Raw genomic sequence first — 15500 nt, forward strand, 5'->3', positions numbered from 1 at the left:
GGGCCCGGGGGCTCAGCGGCTTTCCGTGACCGTCTGTGTCCCCGGGCCTGTCGCTTGAGGGAGATCCAGCAGATCCCCTCTTCCCGTGTCCGAAGCCCCCGGTCACAAATTTGCGCCTTTTGAATGAGTCGGCCCGCCGGAACCGCTCGCTAGAATGAAACCTTCAGCCGGCCGCATGCCGTCCGGGGAAAGGCCGGTCCGGCCCGTCCCCTGCAACAGACAGAACGACCCGACTTTCCTCTCGAGCCATGACGCTTCTCAACCGTTTCACGAGCGCTCCGCTCATCCTCGCCTTCTGCACGCTCTCGGCGTGCGCGGCGCCGGATGCACCGGAGACTGAACCGCCTCTCTCGCAGGAGACGGTGGACACGGCTGTCACGAGCGCTCCCGCCGCGGAGGCGCCCGAAGCGCTCACCCCGGCGATGGCGGAGATGCTGCCCGCCGCCCCGGAAGAGGCGGAGAAGACTGAGAAGGCGGCCGAACCGGAGAAAGCCCCGGAGAAAGCGTCCGAGGCGCCGGCCTCGCCGGCGGCCGCGGAGAAGACCGCGGCCCCCGCTCCGAAGCAGCCGCCCGCCGCGAAACCGGTGCAGAAACCCAAGAAGGGCAGCCCGTCGGCCTCTGACTACGTGAGCCGTCAGGAGGTCCGTGAGTTTCTCGCCGGGGTCGCCCGCGAGAAGCACATTCCCTACGAGTGGCTCGAGGCCGAGGTCTCGGTCGCGCGCTACTCGCCCCTCTCCGAGCGCTACACGACGCCGAAACCGAAGGCGAACAGGAAGACCAGCGCGGAGAAGAACTTCCGCCTCTACGAGCGCAACCTCGTCAATGACGAGCGCATCGAGCGCGGCGTGGAGTTCCTCGCTGACCACCGCGAGGTCTTCGACCGCGTGGAGCGCGAGACCGGGGTCTCCCGCTACGTCATCACCGCGATCATCGGCGTCGAGTCGATCTACGGGCGCAACATGGGGCGCTTCCGCGTGCTCGACGCGCTGATGACGCTCTCCTTTGACTACACGCGCCGCGCGGCCTACTACCGCACCGAGCTCGCGGACTTCCTCGAGTTCTGCTGGCACGAGAAGGTCGAGCCCGTCTCGATCTCGGGCTCGTTCGCGGGCGCGATGGGCCTCGGGCAGTTCATGCCCACATCGCTCAAGGCCTACGGCCGGGACGGCGACGGTGACGGCAGGATCGACATTGTCGCGAGCGAAGCCGACGGCATCGCGAGCGTGGCGAACTTTCTCCTCGCCCACGGGTGGGCGAAGGGCGAGCGCCCGCTCTACCGCGTCGAGGCGAATGACGCGATCTTCAAGGCCACCGGCTCGGGCGGCATCACGACGCACACGACCGCGGGCGAGCTCTTCCGCGCGGGCGTGAAGCCGCTGGACATCATCCCGCTCCGCGAGTCCGAGCCCGCGCTTCTCGTGGACCTCCCCTGGGTGAGCCCGGGCAACACCCGCGGCGTCGACTACTTCCTCGGCACCGCCTCCTTCGCGGCCATCCTGCGCTACAACCGCAGCTACTTCTACGCCGCCGCGGTCTCCTTCCTCGCCGACGAGATCGAAAGCCGCGACGCCTCCCGCAGGGAGCCCGCGGAGAAGACAGCCGCGCCGGCCCCTTCCGAGAGCGAATCCGCGCCTCAGCCCTCCCCCGCCGGCTGATCCCGGAGCCCGCCGCTTTTTCCTTACGGATTCCATCCTTTCCGCGCCGTTCGAGCGCACCAACACTGTGCATTCACTTTTTGCGGAGTGAACGCTCACTCGCATTCAACTGGATCCAACAATACGTATATTTACGTATGTTTTGCACTTAAAAGTGCTGCGTCTGCGGACAGTTCCAAATCCGCACACCGGCTGTGCCCGCAAAACATAATCGGTTTCCCTTAACAGACTTTCCTTAGGCGCACCAGGGTGCTACGATGAAATTGATCCATCGGACGGCTCGCCCAAGAGCCGCGGGGAGACTCCGGAGGAGTCGGAGTTTCCAGGGCGCCCGAATCCCTTGTGGGCCCGCCCGCCGCGGTTCAGACCAACGGCAGTCGACCGGAGGATGCCGTAGGGAAGGGCACCCTGACAGCCTTCCCGACACGGCGGCCGGCGGCGCACCAACGCTTCATGACCAGCCTTCTCCCCGGGACCAAACGGGGTGAAAGCGAAGCGGCCGAAGGTCAGTGACAGAACATTCCGGGCCCCCACTCCTTTTTTGCTCTGGGGCACGAAACACCGGAGACAAGCAGGGAAACGGCGTCCCGCAAGCGAAACGGGATGCGACTGGAGAAACTGGAGCACCCCCCGTATGCTCATCGGCGTTCTTCTCGGCATCGCGGCAGGAGCCCTCTGGGGCCTGATCTACATCGCGCCGCTCGTGGTACCGGAGTACAGCTCCGTGCTCGTGGCCCTTTCGCGCTTCATCGCCTTCGGCCTCATTTCACTCCCCTGCCTCTGGATATTCCGCAGGGAGCTCAAGGCCTTCTCGAAGCCGGACGTGCTCGAGGCATTCCGTCTTCCGCTCTTCGGCAACGTCCTCTTCTACGCGCTCCTCACGCTCTGCATCCGTCTCGCGGGGGCGCCGCTCGCAGGCATGTTCATGGCCGTCATTCCGGTGCTCGTCGCGATCTCGTCGAACATGCGCAACGCCGGGTCCGACGCGGCCGTGCCGTGGTCGAAGATCCTCCCGCCGCTCGCGATCATCCTGCTCGGCCTCGTGATGGCCAACCTCACCGAGTTCGAGCACGCCGCGGCGCAGTCCGCCGAGGGCGGCGAGCAGTTCTGGATGGGCGTGGGCTTCGGCGTCGCCGCGGTCATCGCCTGGACGTGGTTCTCGATCAAGAACGCCGAGTGGCTGCTCGCGCACCCGCATCACAGCACGGGCGCCTGGACGACGCTCCAGGGCGTCACGGTGCTCCCCGTTGCGCTCGGCCTCTTCATTGCGCTCGGCTACGGCTTCGGCTTCATGGACACGACGGTCACGGCGCTCGGTCCCGAGCCCCTCACCTTCCTCGCGGTCGCGCTCTCGATCGGCCTTCTCTGCTCGTGGGTCGCGATGATTTGCTGGAACCGCATGAGCCAGATCCTCCCGGCCGCATTGGGCGGTCAGCTCATCGTCTTCGAGTCCGTCTTCGCGGTCATCTACGCGCTCATCTGGCGCGGCGAACTCCCGACGCTCTCGATGACGCTCGGCTTCATCGTCCTCATGGGCGGCGTGCTCGGCTCGCTCAGGGTCTTTGAGTCCCACACGCACCGCACCCCGGCCGAGGCTCCGCTCCCCGCGGCGAAGGGCCGCGGCGCGAGCCCCGCCAACGTCGAGGCGCTCGAGTCGGACGGCACGAGCGGCACCTGATCCGCCTGCGCGTCATCCTCCCCTCCCGAGGCCCGGTCAGCACCGGGCCTCGTTCTTTCTAGCGGAAGAGAACGAGCCAGAGAACGAGCGCGATGACGACGGCTCCCGCTGCGATCATGACGAAGTCCGTCCTCGTCATCGGGCGGCGCTGGTTGCAGTTGACGAGCTTCTCCTCGCGGTCGTCGATCGCCCTGAAGAGCGCCGCGGCCTCGTCCTCACGGTCCCGCGGCACGATGAGGGCCGGGATTCCCGACGCCTCGAAGATCGGGCATTGGCCTGCACACTGGCCGCCCGCGCCGCGCCACTCCTCCGTAACCTCGAAGTCGATGAGCGCGTTGTAGCCGAGGCGCAGGACGTCCTCGTAGATGAGCGGATAGACCTTCTTCTTGTCGCGCCACTGCTCGACCCGGAGCCTGCGCTCCGAGCGCCAGACGATTCTCATCGACTCCGGGATCTGCTCTCCCACGCGAAACACCAGGACCGATTCCTCTGCCATACGCACCTCTTCCAGGACGGGCTCACTCCGGAGCGGGATCTCCGGGACACCTGCCTCCCGAGGATAACTGAGTTCCGCGCTCAGCCATGATGAGAAAGCCCGCCGGATTTCTCCGGCGGGCCCTCTCTGCTCGGAATTTGATGTGGGGGAGGCGTCAGGCGACGGGAGCCGTGACCTCGACGCGCAGCTTGCCCACGCCGTTCACGCCGCCCTCGAACTGGTCGCCGACCTGGCAGTCAGGGACGCCGGCGGGCGTGCCCGTGAAGATCACGTCGCCCGGGCGGAGCTCCCAGAAGCGCGAGATGAGCATGATGAGCTCGATCGGGTTCGCGAGCATCAGGCTCGTGCTCGCCGACTGGACGCGCTGGTTGTTCTTGTAGAGATAGATGTCGGTGGGCGCCGGGAGCGGCGTGCGGAACGCGGGACGCACGTGCGAGACCGGGGCGCCGCCGTCGAGCGTCTTCATCAGGTCCCAGGGGCTGCCCGGGGGGCAGTCCTCGGCGGAGAGACGGCGCGTGAAGTCATAGCCCACGCACCAGCCCCAGACCGCGGCCTCGGCCTCCTCGGCCGTGAGGTTGCGGCCGCCCCTGCCGAGACAGGCGACGAGCTCGAACTCGGGCACCATCTTCACCGTCCCCGGAGGCATCGGCCAGCGGTAGGTCTCGCCGTCGGCGACCGGGCGGATCACGTCGGGAGACTTCATGAAGATCGGCGGATGAAAGCCCGCCTTGGCGTCGCGCTCGGCCTGCGTGGCGGCGTAGTTTTTCGCCGCGCCGTAGACGCGGTTCACAGGAAAGAACTCATAGCGCTCGTCGGCGACGGGAATGACGACCTGGGCGGGCGGGGCAAAGACAAAGGGCATAGGGCTTCCCGGGAGAAAGGAGGAAAAGGGATCAGGTACCTGAGAGCGGATTCTAAGTCGCCGGGGCCCGGAGCTGACGCCCCGATTGCCGCGGACCTCACCGGGCCATAGGCCGGGACCTTGTTGTACACGGGGCACGGAAAACCGCACGGCGGACCCCCGCGGTTGTAACAAGTTACGACGGTTCCGCTTGTTGAGAGCAATCCTGACGGCGGCCGCTACAATGCAGTCTGATCCTGACGGATCACCTGCGCAGGGTGTCTTCCGAAACCCCGCGCCGAGCGCCTCCGGGACCGCGGCCCTCCGACCACCGTCCGCCCTTTTCCTCCGGGGGACTCCGTTCGTTCTTCGAAACAATCTTCACATGACAACGCAGAACACTCCGCACCGCGAAAGCATCGCCTCCATCAGCCAGCGTCGTTTCAAGGCCGTCAAGTCCAAGAGCATCTACGTCCTGCCGAACGCCTTCACCGGAGCGGCTTTCTTCGCGGCCTTCTACGGCATCATCCAGGCGATGAACGGCAACTTCTCGAACGCCGCCATCGCGGTCTTCTTCTCCATGCTCTTTGACGGCATGGACGGGCGCGTGGCGCGTCTCACCCACACCCAGAGCGAGTTCGGCGTGCAGATGGACAGCCTCGCCGACGCGGTGAGCTTCGGCGTCGCCCCGGCGCTCATCGTCTACGAGTTCACCCTGGTCGAGCTCGGCAAGCTCGGCTGGGCCACGGCCTTCGTCTACGCGCTCTGCGCGCTCCTGCGTCTGGCGCGCTTCAACTGCAACGTCGGCGTGGTGAGCAAGAACTACTTCCAGGGCCTGCCCTCGCCGGCCGCCGCCGCCCTCGTCTGCGGCTTCGTCTGGCTCGCCGTCGAGAACCGTCTGCCCGACTGGCTGCTCCCGTACCAGAGCACGATCGCGCTCGTCGTCACGCTCTACGCCGGCCTCACCATGGTCTGCAACGCGCCGTTCTTCTCGGGCAAGTCGCTCGCCGTGGTCAAGTCCGTTCCCTTCTGGGTGATCGCGCTCTGCGCCATCGCCTTCATCGTCATCTCGAGCAACACCTCGCTCTCGATATTCATCCTCTTCTGCATTTACGCGCTCTCCGGCTTCGTCCATGTTTTCTGGTGCTGGTGGAACGGCCGCCCCAACCCCATTGCCGCGGATCTCGCGCAGCAGCATGAGGAGGAGCCCGAGGAGGAGCCGGAGGAAACGCCGGAACGGTGAAACCTGTGATGTAAATTGTCTGCTATTACTAATGACATCCCGATAGTTCGAGACTTTTAAGTTTCGTTTAATTTCGGAAGTAACCTTTGGTAATAGATATGATCGCGAATTTCTGCGAAAGTGTCACAATTCAGCGATCTTCCTTTTCTTTTAATCTCAAAAGAACAAGACCGTCACAGATTGACTCTTCCCTCGGAATAAATTCACGATGACCAAAGCGATTCCCAACAGCTGCATGTTTGAAGACGTGATCACCATGATCCGCATCCTTGAACTCATTCCGCAGCACCGCTGGGTGACCATTGCCCAGATCCACGAGCAGCTTGAGGCACAGGGCGTCAAAATCCACCGCCGCACGCTGCAGCGCTATCTGAAGACGATTCGTGAGAACCCCGACGTATTCCCGATCAAGACCAACGCGGTGAGCAAGCCCTACGGCTTCCAGTGGTCCGCGGGCGGCCACGGCGTTCACCTGCCCGCGCTCGGTCCCCAGGAGACGCTTCTGCTGAGGCTCGCCGACGAGCACCTCCACTATCAGATGCCCGCGCCGGTGCTCACCGGCCTCAATTCGCTCTTCCGCGATGCACGGCGCTCGACCAACATCAACAGGAGCGGATACACGTCGACCTGGCTGCGCAAGATCAAGGTCATCAGCCCGTCGATGCAGTTCATGCCGCCGCAGATCCGCGGCGCCGTCTTTGACGCCGTCACGGTGGCGCTCGCCGGAGACCGCTACCTCACCGTGCGCTACCGCGACGCCCTTGACCGCCAGATCGAGAAGATCGTGGAGCCCCTCGGTCTCGTGCAGCAGGACGTGAGAGCCTGGCTCGTCTGCGCCGACCTCGAGGAGGAGGACGAGGAGACCGCAAAGGCCACGAAGACGCCGGTCGAGCACATCCCGCTCCACCGCATCGAGGTGGCCCGCGTGCTCGAGGAGACCTTCTCCCGCCCGAAGGACTTCGATCTCGAGGACTACACGGCCAACGCCGACTTCAACAACGCCGCCGGCCGTCCGGTGAAGCTCGAGATCGTCACCGACGACATGGATCTCGTGAAGCGCCTCTCGGACACGCCCTTCAACCATTCCCAGAAGATCGACCGCGCCGATTCCGTCGACGGCAGGCCCGCGTGGACCGTCTCCGCTGTCGTGGAGAACTCGCCCCTCCTTGACGGGTGGCTCACGATGAACCGCGCCTCGATTCTCGACACGACGAAGACCCCCGCGAGGAAGTGCTTCGCCGAGAACCAGGAGCCCGAGGAGCAGACGAAGCCCCAGATCCTCGTGAAGAACCGCAGGGTCGTCGAGGAATAAGACAGCAAAAAGCCGCGGAACCTGAGGAAGGACCGCGGCTTTCTTCTTTTGGCTTTCTTTTGCCTCCCGGACGCCCTCGGAGAGAGCGTCCCGGGTTTTCGGAAGCGGAATTACGGCAGACGGGCGATGACGCTCATCACGCCGGTCATCTTGTCGCCGATGCCGGCGACGATCTCCGCGTCGGGCGGCAGGTACACGTCGACGCGCGAGCCGAAGCGGATGAAGCCGTAGCGCTCGCCGCGCTTCAATTCATCGCCGATCGAGGTGTAGCAGATGATGCGGCGGGCGACGAGACCGGCGACCTGGATGAAGGTGACGCGGCGGCCGTCCTCCATGCGGACCGTGACGGCGTTGCGCTCGTTCTCGGTCGAGGCCTTGTCGAGGTCGGCGTTCACGAAGAGGCCGGGCGTGTAGGTGACCTTCTCGACCACGCCGGAGACCGGGGCCTTCTGGCTGTGCACGCTGAAGACGTTCATGAAGATCGAGACCTTCACCGAGTCCTCGCCCGTCTCGGGGTTCGGGCACTTCTCGACCTTGCAGATGCGGCCGTCCACGGGGCTCACGACAGCCTTCGGATCCTCCGGGGCCTCGCGGGCCGGGTCGCGGAAGAACTGCAGCGCGAAGACGAAGAAGACGAAGAAGAGGAAGGTGATGACGCCGAGGTCGAGCCACCAGCTCACGAGGAAGGCGAGAAAGGCGACGGCGAGGATCGTCCAGCCTTCGCGGGCGATGATCGGGTGCGGATAGACGCGGTTGTTCAATTTGACCTCCGGGGGCGGCCCTTTCGGGGTGAGCCGCCGCTTCATGGGGGAAGAGAAATTCGGAATCCATCATTTTAATGGGTGCGGGCATCTCGGGAGGGCGCCCTGCACCGGGCGGAATTTCCCCCGGAGATCCGCGGCCCGGGTCAGAGGCCGAGGAAGGGTTTCACGCCCGCCCAGACCGCGTCGAAGTTCGTGATGAAGCAGGGATGCGGCGCGCCCGGGATGATCGCGAGCCGTGCCTCGGGGATCTCGCGCCAGGCGGCCAGAACCGTGTCGAGCGGGGCGTTGCCGTCGAGTTCGCCCGAGACGAGGAGCACCGGCGCCTTGATGCGCATGAAGATGTTCTTGCTGACGAGCAGTCCGCTGTAGAAGGCGCCGTAGTCCTTCAGCCACGCCTTCCAGCGCGCCTTGTCGGGCCGGGGCTGAAGCGCGAGCTGCTGCGCGATGAAGGGCGGATCGAACGCCTCGAGCGCGTCGAGGTCCACGACGACCTGTCTCAGGCCCGGGATGTTCTCGCCCGCGCCGATCGCCACGATCCGCGTCGGGAACTCGGGGAACATCTCCGCGATCCTGTAGGCCGTGTAGGCGCCGTCGCTGAAGCCGAGGATCGCGGCGTGCCCGAGTCCCTCGGCACGGACGACCGCCATCATGTCGAGCGCCTTCTGCTCGTACGTGATGAGCTCGGTGCCGAACCCCGAGCGCCCGTGGCCGCGGGTCGACGGGATGATCACGCGGCGGGTCTTCCGGAGTTCATCGATGAAGCCTCCCATTTCGTAGGCGCACCCCACGCCGCCCCCGTGGAGCACGAGCACGGGCTCGCCCGGGTTTTCGTCCCCGTAGGTCTCGTAGTAGATCGTGACGTCACCGGCTGAAACATGGTGCCCGGCCGCGGCGTTGTCGCCGTAGGGCGTGGAGAAGGCCGGCAGTTCCGGCGTCTGCATGAAGTATCGAAGGCTGTGCATCTGGTTCTGCCCTGAGGAAACGGCTGCGGAGGAAGTGGCGGCGGCCTGCGCCGTCCCGGAGGAGAGAAGTCCGAGGGGGCCGAGGACGCCGAGCGTCCCGGCGGCCTCGAGGAGCGTTCTGCGTGAATTGACAAGGGGGCGGGAGCCCCGCGGAAAAATTTTTTGCATGGCGGTCTTTACAGACGGAAATTGTTCGACGTAGAATCATTTTAATCGTTCGACATCGAACAATCAACTCTGTCCTGTCCTTCCTTCCCGGAGCTCATCACCATGATCAGGCACACTCTCACCGCCCTCGCCATTGCTTCCCTCTTCGCCGCCGGCGCGGCCTCGGCCGCGATGCCCGCCGCCGAGAAGGCGCCGCTCGGCAAGGGAGAGGTCTCAGTCTTCACCTTCGCCGACGGCGTGAAGATCCACAACTGGAACACGGGCGACGCGCTCGGCGACAACCTCGCCGCGGTCGAGACGAAGACCGGCGTCTTCGCGATCGAGTCGGCCGCCTTCCGCCCCGACTTCCCCGTCTGGGGCGAGTACCTCAGGAAACTCGGCAAGCCCCTCACCGCCGCGATTCTCTCGAACCACCCGAACAACGCCGACGCCTGGGCGGGCGGCGCCCCGGTCCTCGTCGCCGATGCGAGCTGGAAGGCCATGCAGTCGGGCGGCATCAAGGGCATCATGACCGGCCTCGAGCAGGCCTTCGGCAAGGACTTTGACGTGACGCTCCCGGCGGCACCGCAGACGCTCAACCTCGGCGACAACGTCTTCGAGGGCGTGAAGGTGACGGTGACGCAGGACGGCGACGGCACCGAGCTCGTCCTCCCCGCCCAGAAGACCGCCTACATCCACATGATGGGCTCGACCTGCCACTCGATCATCGCGGGCGCGGCCCACGCCGACTACCAGATCGCACAACTCGAGCGCCTTCAGAAGGCCGGCATCGAGCTCGTCCTCACGGGCCACTGGGTGCCCGAGGGCGCCGACGCGATGGCCGCCAAGATCGCGTATCTGAAGGACATCAAGGCGATCGCCGCCGCGAGCAGGGACAAGGCCGCCTTCGTCGCCGCAGTCAAGGCGAAGTACCCGAAGTACGTCGGTGACAACTACCTCGACATGACCGCCGGCTTCTTCTTCCCGGCGAAGTGATCGGGTGTGAAGCCTCACTCACGGCGTCCGAGAGCTCTCCTGACCGGACGCAGTGAAAATAGGAAAGGGGACGGTTTTCGCGGACCGTCCCCTTCCCTTTTGTGCCGCCCCGGCGCGGTCCGCCGGGGCTGAGCTCAGCGATTTCAGTCGGCGATGTCCGCCTCGGTGAAGACGTAGCCGCCGTCGGCGAGCGGGTAGAAGCCCGTGAGCTTCTCGGACTGCGCGGCGATGATCTTGTCGACGACGAGGAACACCCACGGCGCATCCTTCCAGATGATCTCCTGAGCGCGGTCATAGATGGCCGTCTTCTCGGCGCGGTCCGTCGTGCGCAGCGCATCTCCGATCGCCTTGTCGATCTCGGGGTTCGAGTAGAAGGCGAAGTTGAAGTTCGAGGGCGGGAAGCTCTCCGAGTGAAGGAGCGGCCTCAGCAGCCAGTCGATCTCGCCCGTGGACGAGGACCAGCCCCAAGTGGCCATCTCGAGCTTCGTGGTCTTCACGCCCTCGGTCTGCATGAGCGTGACGCGCTGGCCGCTCTCAAGGGCCTGGATCTTGAGCTTGATGCCGAGCGGCGCGTACTGCTGCTGGATGAACTGCAGGAGCTTCATGTAGACCGACGCGTTCGAGGCCGCCCAGAAGGTCGCCTCGAAGCCGTTCGGGTAGCCCGCCTCGGTGAGGAGCTCCTTCGCCTTCTTCAGGTCATAGGGCCAGACGCCGAACTGCTTGGCGTAGTCAACGCCCACGGGCGCCACGCCCGTCGCGGGATCGGCGAAGTTCTGGTAGACCACCTTGCAGAGCGCCTCCTTGTCGACGGCGTAGTTGAGCGCCTGGCGCACGCGCGGGTCGTCAAAGGGCTTCTTCGTGGTGTTGAGGTAGATCTGACGCTCGACGATCGAGGGAGCGAGGATCACCTTGACGCCCTTCGACTTCTGCAGGATCTTCACGGACTCGGGCGGGATGATGTCCACGTAGTCCGCCTCGCCCGTCCTCATCATCGCCGTGCGGGTGCTCGCCTCGGGAACGGGCTTCCAGGTGATGCCGTCAAGCTTCGGCAGCCCCTTCTGCCAGTAGTCCGGGTTCTTCTTCACCACGAGGTACTCGGCCGGGTTGTACTTCTCGATCACATAGGGACCCGTGCCGCAGGGATGAAAAGCGATGTCGGCCTTCTCGTTGCCGAGAATCGACGGACACATCATCACGCCGCTCGGATGCGCGAGCTGGTTGATGAAGGCCGAGAACGGCTCCTTCAGGTGGAAGACCGCCGTGAGCGGGTCCTTCACCTCGACGCTCGCGATGTTCTTGTAGAGCTGGTAGCGGTTGAGGTGCTTCTCGGGGTTCGTGACGCGCTCGAAGTTGAGCTTCACCGCCTCGGCCGTGAAGGCCGTTCCGTCGGAGAACTTCACGCCGTCGCGCAGCTTCACCGTGTAGGTGAGGCCGTCGGGCGAGACCTCGTAGCCGGTCGCGAGGACCGGAATCACCTTCATGTCCTTGTCGAAGCCGAAGAGACCTTCGTAGAAGGACTTCGCCACGTTCTGCGAGAGCGTGTCGCCGGCGTCATACGGGTCGAGCGTCGTGAAGGCCGTGTCGACGACGACCGTGATGGACTTCGCGGCCGCGTCGGCGGAGAAGCCCGAGAGCGCGCCGCAGGCGCAGAGCGCGGCGAGCGAGACGCGGGTGAGGCGGGAGAGGCGTTGGAACTGGGACATTTGTGTGTTCTCCGGGGGGATGTATCAGGGAACTTGTTTTCCCAGCACAAAGCATGCCCGACGATGAGGCGTCCCCGCCCCGTCAGAACTCACGGAAACTGCTTGGAAAAATTGATCTTCCGCGCACTTTCGGTGCGAAATTCACCCAGAACGGATCATCTTCCCGGATTCCCGGGTGCATTCCGGGGCGGTGCCGGTGCGCTTTTTTCCGCGCACGGCCGCCGCCCCGTTTTTTTTTTTCAGTCCCGTGGACCGGAACTCCGCCGCCTCAGGCCTCCTTCTCGGCCTTGTCGATCGGACGGCGCGAGAAAATCCAGTCGATGAAGCCGCCCTGGTTGCGAGAGCTCACGACGATCTTTCCGGACCCGGTGAACCTGAGCACAAAGCCCTCGCCCGAGAGCTGGCTGCCGACCAAGCGCCCGAGCACACCCGAGCGGCTCGTGCGCAGCGTGATCTCGTAGTCGAGCGACGCGTCCCAGGCGACGAGGTGGCCGTTGTCGATGAGCACCGGGCGGTCGGGCCGCACCTCGATCTCGCGCACGCTCCCGAAGCCGGAGACGACGAGCTGGCCCTCGCCCGAGGCCTCCATGATGAAGAAGCCGCCCGAGTCGGAGAGGAGCGCGCGGCCGAGCCCCTGCATGCGGGTCGAGATCTCGACGCCCCCGGTGGAGGCGAGGAAGCACCCGTCCGCGATCATCCAGCGGCGCTCGCCCACGGGGAGGATGCGGATGTCGCCGGGCAGAGCCGGCGCGAGAAGCGCCTCGCCCGGGCCGTCGGTCGCCTCGATCCACTGCTGGAAGAAGGTCTCGTCGTTCAGGAACTTGCGGGCCATCGACTTGAGGAACCCGCCGCGGGTCTTGCCTTTGAGCGAAAGCGACGCGTCCATCATCACCATGGCGTTCGACTCGGTGGCGACCGAGTCGCCCCGGTCAAGCTGCACGCGCAGGAGCGGATCAACGCCGCCCTCGGCTTCAAAACGGACCATTTTCTTTCTCCCTGTCAGCTGTCGGATGGATGAGGATGAATTAGCGCGAAAGGCTCGTCACGGCATGATTCGCACGGTCAGCGTGACCGAGAGGCTCACGTCGGCCGTGCCCGAGCTCACCTCGGGCGCGAGGCTGTCGGCAGCCGCGGCGAGGCGGTTCTTCGCCATCGCGGGCTGCGCGTAGTAGCGGGGCGCCGGACCCGAGGCCCCGGAGACCTGGATGCCCTCGATGCGGACGTTCTTCTCGGAGAGGCCGAGCGCTTCGGCCGCGATCACGGCGCGCTCGCCCGCGTTCTTTATCGCCTCGGCGAGAAGCGCGTCGGTCGTCGCCTGCCTCACGGGGCGCGAGACCGAGAAGGTGACGCCGTTGAAGTTCATCGTCCTCCCCGCGGCCTCCATCACCTTCGAGGCGAGCTTCACGTCACGCACGGTGACGCGGATCGACTGCTTCACGCCCCACTCGCTGATCTTCGAGGACTCGCCCTCCTTGGCGCGCGTCATCACGGGCCAGGTCGAGAAGTCCGTGGTCTTCACCTCGACCTTGTCGCCGAGGGCCTTGAGCGCCTCCTGCGCGGCGTTGCCCGCGCGGACGACCTCCTCGGTCACGGCCGAGGAGTCCTTCCCGCGCCGTTCGATCGAGAACGTGAGCTGCGCGAGGTCGTTCGTGAGCGTCCTCGTCGCCTCGCCCGAAAGATTCATCACGAGCCCGGCCTCCGCGACGCGGGGCATGGCAAGCGCACCCTCCGAGGCGAACCCGGCGAGGGCGGCGGTCACCGCGGCGGCGGCGAGGCATTTCTTCAGGGCTGTTGCGCGCATATCAGGACTCCTTCGGGCGGGGAACGGCGATTTGACTTGTGCCGGAGCGACACCGTCAGCCGGTGTCCCTCCGCACGTTGAATGTTAGCCTCTCAAGATACCGGGCCTCGCCGCCGGAGAAGAAACGAAGCGCCACCTTTTGCAACACGGGATTGCGGGCGACGTCCCCGGAAAACCGTCCTTCAAGTGCCTGAGACTCATAACGTCTGCGCAGATTGCCTGAGGCAGGGAACGGGGTGCACTCCCTAATATGCGTCTGTCAGGATGGAAAAGGGCGCCCGCACGGGAGACTCATGTCCGCAGGCAGCCCTCCCCTGATGCACGAATAACAACGAACGAATCCTCAAAGCCTCAACCCGCCCCGGGCGGGCTGAAGGAGCCAGAAGAAAAAATGTCCAACGAACGCAAAACCTGGACGAGCCGCATCGGCTTCGTACTTGCGAGCGCGGGCGCCGCGGTCGGTCTCGGCGCGATCTGGAAGTTCCCGTACCTCGCCGGCACGAACGGCGGCAGCGTCTTCCTCTTCCCCTATATCCTCCTCACCTTCACGGTGGGCCTCGCGCTGCTCATCGCCGAGATCGCGCTCGGCCGTCTCGGCCGCGGCGGCATCGTCACGACCTACCGCCGCATCGCCGGCAACAAGCTCGTCCTCATTCCGATGGGGTACCTCGGCGTCCTCACCGGCTTCCTCGTGCTGAGCTTCTACTCCGCGATCGGCGGCTGGACCATCGCCTACCTCTTCGAGGCGATCGGGGGCGAGGGCCTCATCGCGGACCAGTCGCAGTTGGGCGCCCACTTCGGCGCCTTCACCGCCGACCCGGTGCTCTCCGTCGGGTTCCAGTGGCTCTTCCTGCTTCTGAACGGCCTCATCGTGGCGCTTGACATCACGAAGGGCATCGAGCGCCTCTCGAAGGTCCTGATGCCGCTCCTCTTCGTGCTCATGTGCGTCGTCATCGTCCGCGGCCTGATGCTCCCGGGCGCCTGGGGCGGCGTGGAGTTCCTCTTCAAGTTCGACTTCGAGTCCTTCACCTTCATGGGGCTCCTGCAGGCGATGGGCTTCACCTTCTTCTCGCTCTGCGTCGGCTGCGGCTGCATGATGACCTACGGCTCGTACCTCGATGACAAGTCGAACCTCCTGCGCTCTTGCTCCTGGATCGCCTTCCTCGCCGTCATCGCGTCGCTCATGGGCGGCCTGATGGTGATGCCCCCGGTCTTCGCCTTCGGTCTTGACCCGACCGCCGGCCCCGGCCTCACCTTCATCACGATGCCCGCGATCTTCGCGCAGCTCCCCTTCGGGCAGATCTTCGCGGTGATCTTCTACATCTGCCTCCTCGTCGCGGCCATCACCTCGTCGGTCTCGATGATCGAGATCCTCGTGGCGTACCTCGTGGACGAACGCGGCATGAGCCGCCCGAAGGCCTCCGTGATCTCCACGATCGCGCTCGCCATCGTCGGCGTCCTTCCCTGCCTCTCCTTCGGCGCGCTCTCCGACGTGACCTTCTTCGGCGGGAAGACCTTCTTCGACATCTTCGACTTCTTCACGAGCAACCTCGCGCTCCCGATCGGCGGCCTGCTGATCCTCTACCTCGCCGGCCGCACCTGCTGGCCTGAGATCTCGAGGAACCTCGCGGGCGGCGAGCCCGTGAGCGAGGGGACGCTGAAGGCCCTGCGCTTCACGACGCTCGTGCTCGCCCCGATCCTCGTGCTCGCGGTGCTTATCTCGGGTCTCGTCTGACGCCCGGCGGTTCCCGCCGTCACACCTCCAGGGCCGGAAGCGCCGAGTCGCCTCCGGCCTTTTTGCCGCCCGGATCCTGCACCTGCGACATCTCCGCGGAGGAGGTTTTCGCAAAAAACCTCCTTGGAAGTGCCTAGCCGCCGCCTGACAGCGGACTAAAATTCCCG

13 protein-coding genes are annotated in these 15500 nt (G+C 65.3%); 6 read left to right on the forward strand and 7 right to left on the reverse strand.

The window, feature by feature from the left end:
• Positions 1-248 precede the first annotated feature (248 nt).
• Positions 249-1655, forward strand: a complete 1407-nt coding sequence (locus tag Q4F91_RS09730) for a lytic transglycosylase domain-containing protein (protein WP_303337193.1) — start codon at positions 249-251, stop codon at positions 1653-1655.
• A 634-nt stretch (positions 1656-2289) separates the two neighbouring features.
• On the forward strand, positions 2290-3333 hold the full coding sequence (locus Q4F91_RS09735) for a DMT family transporter (RefSeq protein WP_303337195.1): 1044 nt from the start codon (positions 2290-2292) through the stop codon (positions 3331-3333).
• 58 nt (positions 3334-3391) lie between these two features.
• Here Q4F91_RS09735 and Q4F91_RS09740 read toward each other — a convergent pair whose 3' ends face one another.
• Positions 3392-3829, reverse strand: a complete 438-nt coding sequence (locus Q4F91_RS09740) for a hypothetical protein (RefSeq protein WP_303337197.1) — start codon at positions 3827-3829, stop codon at positions 3392-3394.
• Between the two features lie 154 nt (positions 3830-3983).
• A complete protein-coding gene (locus tag Q4F91_RS09745) occupies positions 3984-4691 on the reverse strand; it encodes a fumarylacetoacetate hydrolase family protein (protein WP_303337199.1) in 708 nt (235 codons plus the stop codon).
• Positions 4692-5055: 364 nt separating this feature from the next.
• Between Q4F91_RS09745 and pssA the strand changes: the two genes are divergently transcribed.
• Both pssA and Q4F91_RS09755 read left to right on the forward strand, forming a co-directional pair.
• Complete coding sequence (gene pssA / locus Q4F91_RS09750; protein WP_303337201.1) at positions 5056-5913, forward strand: CDP-diacylglycerol--serine O-phosphatidyltransferase; 858 nt, start codon at positions 5056-5058, stop codon at positions 5911-5913.
• Positions 5914-6121: 208 nt separating this feature from the next.
• Positions 6122-7225 carry a YafY family protein gene (locus Q4F91_RS09755; protein ID WP_303337202.1) on the forward strand — a complete coding sequence of 368 codons (1104 nt, stop codon included), beginning with the start codon at positions 6122-6124 and terminating at the stop codon, positions 7223-7225.
• Positions 7226-7335: 110 nt separating this feature from the next.
• On the opposite strand, the gene Q4F91_RS09760 is transcribed toward Q4F91_RS09755, so the two are convergent.
• Complete coding sequence (locus Q4F91_RS09760; protein ID WP_303337204.1) at positions 7336-7986, reverse strand: phosphatidylserine decarboxylase; 651 nt, start codon at positions 7984-7986, stop codon at positions 7336-7338.
• A gap of 146 nt (positions 7987-8132) precedes the next feature.
• Positions 8133-9119 (reverse strand): alpha/beta fold hydrolase, encoded by a 987-nt coding sequence (locus Q4F91_RS09765; protein WP_303337206.1) that lies wholly within the window; start codon positions 9117-9119, stop codon positions 8133-8135.
• 102 nt (positions 9120-9221) lie between these two features.
• Here Q4F91_RS09765 and Q4F91_RS09770 point away from each other — a divergent pair, with 102 nt between their 5' ends.
• Complete coding sequence (locus Q4F91_RS09770) at positions 9222-10094, forward strand: hypothetical protein (RefSeq protein WP_303337208.1); 873 nt, start codon at positions 9222-9224, stop codon at positions 10092-10094.
• Between the two features lie 143 nt (positions 10095-10237).
• Here Q4F91_RS09770 and gsiB read toward each other — a convergent pair whose 3' ends face one another.
• The 3 genes from gsiB to Q4F91_RS09785 all read right to left on the reverse strand — a co-directional run bounded on the left by gsiB (position 10238) and on the right by Q4F91_RS09785 (position 13598).
• Positions 10238-11797: a glutathione ABC transporter substrate-binding protein GsiB gene (gene gsiB, locus Q4F91_RS09775; protein WP_303337210.1), complete on the reverse strand. Its 1560-nt coding sequence runs from the start codon at positions 11795-11797 to the stop codon at positions 10238-10240.
• 268 nt (positions 11798-12065) lie between these two features.
• Entirely contained in the window at positions 12066-12782 is a 717-nt protein-coding gene (locus tag Q4F91_RS09780; protein WP_303337212.1) for a TIGR00266 family protein, read from the reverse strand.
• A 57-nt stretch (positions 12783-12839) separates the two neighbouring features.
• Complete coding sequence (locus Q4F91_RS09785; protein ID WP_303337214.1) at positions 12840-13598, reverse strand: SIMPL domain-containing protein; 759 nt, start codon at positions 13596-13598, stop codon at positions 12840-12842.
• Between the two features lie 391 nt (positions 13599-13989).
• Here Q4F91_RS09785 and Q4F91_RS09790 point away from each other — a divergent pair, with 391 nt between their 5' ends.
• The gene (locus Q4F91_RS09790) at positions 13990-15333 is read left to right on the forward strand and encodes a sodium-dependent transporter (protein WP_303337216.1); all 1344 of its coding nucleotides are present in this window, start codon (positions 13990-13992) and stop codon (positions 15331-15333) included.
• Positions 15334-15500: the final 167 nt, after the last annotated feature.

Origin of the sequence: Sutterella sp. (assembly GCF_030539355.1) — a bacterium.
Classification (GTDB): Bacteria; Pseudomonadota; Gammaproteobacteria; order Burkholderiales; family Burkholderiaceae_F; genus Sutterella.

Excerpts from the sequence above, each read along its gene's own strand:
- pssA (WP_303337201.1), top strand. The coding sequence starts at position 5,056 with ATGACAACGCAGAACACTCCGCACCGCGAAAGCATCGCCTCCATCAGC.
- Q4F91_RS09740 (WP_303337197.1), bottom strand. The coding sequence starts at position 3,829 with ATGGCAGAGGAATCGGTCCTGGTGTTTCGCGTGGGAGAGCAGATCCCG.
- Q4F91_RS09785 (WP_303337214.1), bottom strand. The coding sequence starts at position 13,598 with ATGCGCGCAACAGCCCTGAAGAAATGCCTCGCCGCCGCCGCGGTGACC.
- Q4F91_RS09735 (WP_303337195.1), top strand. The coding sequence starts at position 2,290 with ATGCTCATCGGCGTTCTTCTCGGCATCGCGGCAGGAGCCCTCTGGGGC.
- Q4F91_RS09790 (WP_303337216.1), top strand. The coding sequence starts at position 13,990 with ATGTCCAACGAACGCAAAACCTGGACGAGCCGCATCGGCTTCGTACTT.
- Q4F91_RS09745 (WP_303337199.1), bottom strand. The coding sequence starts at position 4,691 with ATGCCCTTTGTCTTTGCCCCGCCCGCCCAGGTCGTCATTCCCGTCGCC.
- Q4F91_RS09770 (WP_303337208.1), top strand. The coding sequence starts at position 9,222 with ATGATCAGGCACACTCTCACCGCCCTCGCCATTGCTTCCCTCTTCGCC.
- Q4F91_RS09755 (WP_303337202.1), top strand. The coding sequence starts at position 6,122 with ATGACCAAAGCGATTCCCAACAGCTGCATGTTTGAAGACGTGATCACC.
- Q4F91_RS09780 (WP_303337212.1), bottom strand. The coding sequence starts at position 12,782 with ATGGTCCGTTTTGAAGCCGAGGGCGGCGTTGATCCGCTCCTGCGCGTG.
- Q4F91_RS09765 (WP_303337206.1), bottom strand. The coding sequence starts at position 9,119 with ATGCAAAAAATTTTTCCGCGGGGCTCCCGCCCCCTTGTCAATTCACGC.
- Q4F91_RS09730 (WP_303337193.1), top strand. The coding sequence starts at position 249 with ATGACGCTTCTCAACCGTTTCACGAGCGCTCCGCTCATCCTCGCCTTC.
- gsiB (WP_303337210.1), bottom strand. The coding sequence starts at position 11,797 with ATGTCCCAGTTCCAACGCCTCTCCCGCCTCACCCGCGTCTCGCTCGCC.